This window comes from Bacteroidales bacterium (assembly GCA_031276035.1).
Lineage (GTDB): Bacteria > Bacteroidota > Bacteroidia > Bacteroidales > BM520 > RGIG7150.
This window is the reverse complement of the sequence record JAISNV010000003.1, coordinates 1-4,037: the sequence shown is the minus strand read 5'-3', so window position 1 is coordinate 4,037 and position 4,037 is coordinate 1. Positions and strand designations below refer to the sequence as shown.

The window sequence follows — 4,037 nt, the reverse complement described above, 5'->3', positions numbered from 1 at the left end:
AAGACCAGGGCTGGCAAAATGTGCCGTAGCAACGGCGTGGGAATGGAGCGTAGCGGAATGACCTAGCCGTTGCGGAGGCCGAGCCGCCTACTGGCGGCGAAGCGTAAACAGTCCTGTTATGCGAAGTCCTGCCCTTTTTTCATTATTGTCGTTTTACTATTGGATCAATTTCTAATATTTTTGAAATTTGAACAATGATATTATTTCTTATTTCTTCAACCTTATTATACTTATTAGCTATTTCTATTTGTTTTTTCAAATTTATTTTATTAGATTCATAAGGTATCGGTATTTTAACCGTTTTCATTATATCAATCGTTACTCGCTTGTTTTGTTCTCCGACCGCTGTCTTTTTCAAATTATTCCTTAAATAATGATATACATAGGATAGATCTATATTTTCTTTTCCATTTAATATCAATGCCCCACAATGAGTGGTCATACTAAATTTTCCATTGCGTAAAAAAACTGTCCCGGCATAAATTCCATCAGTTGTCCATGTTAAACATGTATTATCAAAATCATAAGTACTTATCGATCCTAGAATACCGTTATCTGAAGTTTGGGATGAATAAACCGGATATATACCCTGATGATTTTTAATATATTTATTAGTGAATAGCGGATTTCCTTTTACCAAATCAAAATATTTGACAATGGGTTCATATATGAACTGATTTTTATCATATACGAATCTTATGTTAATTTTTTTCAAATCTGCTACAAGGCCAAGCAATTCTTGTTTTAATTCATATATGAATCTATATTCACTTATTATTTCTAATTGTAATTCTTTAGATATTTCATTATTTGCATTTATGGGAACAGGGATAATTTGTTCTGCCATAGTTGATAAATATAATTTAGTGAATTCATCTTTTCCGGAAACATCTCTTCTTCCAACGGCAATATTTCTTAATATTGGTTCTAATATATATTTGACATAATCAATAATTATTTCTTTATTTCTGGGTATAAGAATTCCCCGATCATAGTTTACTGAAAATTTTCCTGTCATTGATAACATATAACCGGCAAACCCATTTCTTGCCCATGTTAGATGATCACCATCATAATCATATGTTGAAATATAAGCCAGTGGTTCATTATTACTTGCTGCATACACAGGGTATTTGCCTTTATTTTTTTCAGCATATTTTCTTGTATATTTAGGATTTCCAAGTTTTGGTTCAAACAAGTCTGTGATTTTATAGTTATTATATTTTATTTCACTGTTTTTTTTTTCGTCTAATTCGTTCAATTCACTTTGTAAATCTAATAAATTATTAGAAATTTCACCTATAAACAAAGAGAATTCCGGAATGTCAAAAATTTTATCTCTTTCTAATAAACCAAGTTCAATTCTTTCTTGCTCTGACCAGAAATTATCAACAATCCAACTGCGCATATAGTTATTATTAAATTCAGAAAAATCAATAATTTTACATCTTTTATCTTTATTAATTTTTCCAAATGCTTTCTTATTATTTTTAAAAAAAGAAAACAAAGTAACTGCTTCTTGAAGATCGTTTTGATCTATTTCAAATCTATACACATCCCTAGTTTCACCAATTTCACTGACCAAATATGTAAATATTGGATCTTCTTGCATTTCATCTTTTTCATGTTTTTTTGTAATACATAAAATATAGGTTTTCTTATTTGTAGTAAAAAAAGTATTAATCGGTAAGGAAATGATACCGTCTATGTAACATTCATCCATTATAAATTTTCTTAGACTTTTATCATGTTGTCTGTTCAAAATACCATCAGGTATAACAACAAATGCCTTTCCGCCATGTTTAAGTGCTCTTATAATCCATTCTACAAACAGACCTTCAACACCCAAGGCATTTATTTTGAAATATTTTTCCAATTCACCATCTTTTTTTATTTCATCTTTTAAATTACTGCTTCCGCTTGTTACGTATGGCGGATTAGTTAATATTAGATCATATTCATTCTGTACCGGGTCAGATAAAGTTCCTAATATTGAATTTGTCTTTAATAAAAAACTATTATTAAATAGATTGGAAAATTGCTTAGTAAGTCCAAAATTTTCTTTTATTAAGTCTGAAAAATATATAAGCATATTAGCTTTTGCTAGAATAATAGTTTTCTGTTCCTCTCGGTCAAACCCCTTATCAAATCCGTATATTTCAATTTTTGGTTTTAATTCGCCTTTAGAAATTTTAAAAAATTGATACAAACGCGGAATAATTGGTTCAAGCAAGAATTTTCCAACACCACATGCCGGGTCACATATTTTTTTCCCTTCAACAATTTCATCTTTTGCCATTTCGACAATTGCCCGAACAATTTTCAAGGGTGTAAAATATTGCCCCCAATTTTTTTTACTAATGCTTTCTTTTAGGAAGCTTTCAAACAACTGGCTCTTAAAATCATAGTCTATATGCTCCAATTTCCCATAATCTTTGAATTTACCTAATATTTTTTTAAAAACAGCGCTATAACCACTAATCGCCTTTTGATCTTTGCTAACAAAGATAGTACCATTTATTATTGTTGTTTTATCCGTTGGGTTCTCCGGAAAAAGGTCTTTAATTTTTGGGCGTATTATATTTGCATAGGTTTCCAAAACTTCATCTTCCGTATTTTGTTTAAAATTGTCATAAAGTTTATCAAAATTATAAATCCCCTGTAATACATTTAAGTCGCTCAAATATTTAAAAATAAATAATTCAACAAATGTATAAAGACAATTTTCAGGTGTTGCACCACTAACTGACCAGATATCTTGCCAGACTTGTTTGGCCAAGTCTGTCGGATTCACTAGTTTTTTTGGCTTAATTTGATCATTTGTTTCATTAATCGACGTCATAATTTTTTCAATCAGTTGGGATATATTTTCATCACTAGGATCAAATTTTTGGCTTAAAGGACGTTTATTTTCATCAAGAATTCGATTTCCAGTATTAACATTAATCCAAATAGTATCAATTGTATCTGTAGCAATAAAGATATTTGTCCTTAATTTTCTAGCGACAATCAGTTCTTGTTCGATGGCTCGTTCCTTTTGCTTAATGGATTTAAATTCAGAAGGTTTTTTATATTCGATTATTGCAATAACCTTTTTTTCTAGAACAATTATTCCATCAACTTTCTTCCTTTCTTCATTGCCATAATCAACATTTCTAATAATATTATACTCCTTTAATGATTTAATAGAAGTTGATCCGATATTATAAAAATTCCATTTGCCGATTTTTTGAGGATGTTTTATTAAGTCTCTTTGCAACAGTTCTTCACTCATTTCAAACATTTACCTCAAAACAATGATATTTTTCTTCAGCTATTTCAAATGTCTTTGCAGGGCATTTATTTTTATATAATTCCAATGCTATTTTTTCTCCAAAATATTTTAATTTAAGTTCCTCCAAATTGATATCAAATTCTTCAGAAAGAATCTCCAATTTCTTGGGATCAAATTCTTTCTTCCCATTTTCAATCTTACTTAATGCAGCCGTATCAATCCCTAATTTTGCAGCAAATTGAGTTTGCGTATACTTTGATTTCAATCTAATTCCCTTTAAAAAAGAGGCGAATTCGTTCATTTTAGCCTTTACTCCTTGTCATATGTTTCAATATTATATTGTCTTGTTTTTTTTGTCAAGCGTTTTTTAACAATTTTTGTAAAAATATATTGTTTTGGGCAGGATTTAGCATAACAGGGAAATACACGCCATACGCTTAAAGCTTCAGGATGAAACAGCCGGAATGACGCCGGAGGAAGTCGCCGATTTTTATAATAAAAAAGCGGAGATGTTTCTTGCCCCGATGGGGAAAACCCTCTGCTATGATCTGGTAGGCCAAGGCAAGGTGAATCCCCATACGGTGTAGTCCGAACGTGAAGCCCTTTTGGGCCGGACCCGGCAGATGAGGCTACAAGGCCGTCTTTAAGCAAGGCGTTCCCTTGTGGGACAGAAAAGAGGCGAATAAAGCCGGGGAAGCTCACCCTTCGTGTGCCTTGGTGCGCCGTTGTGGTTAAATTTCTTCATTCCGCTGTGGCTCAAGTT

At 31.5% G+C, this 4,037-nt stretch carries 2 protein-coding genes; both read right to left on the bottom strand.

Features of this window, described 5'->3' with window-relative positions; genetic code table 11:
• Positions 1-142: 142 nt before the first annotated feature.
• Entirely contained in the window at positions 143-3,274 is a 3,132-nt protein-coding gene (locus LBP67_01975) for an N-6 DNA methylase (protein ID MDR2083747.1), read from the bottom strand.
• 1 nt (position 3,275) lies between these two features.
• Positions 3,276-3,575: a helix-turn-helix domain-containing protein gene (locus LBP67_01970; protein ID MDR2083746.1), complete on the bottom strand. Its 300-nt coding sequence runs from the start codon at positions 3,573-3,575 to the stop codon at positions 3,276-3,278.
• Positions 3,576-4,037 lie beyond the last annotated feature (462 nt).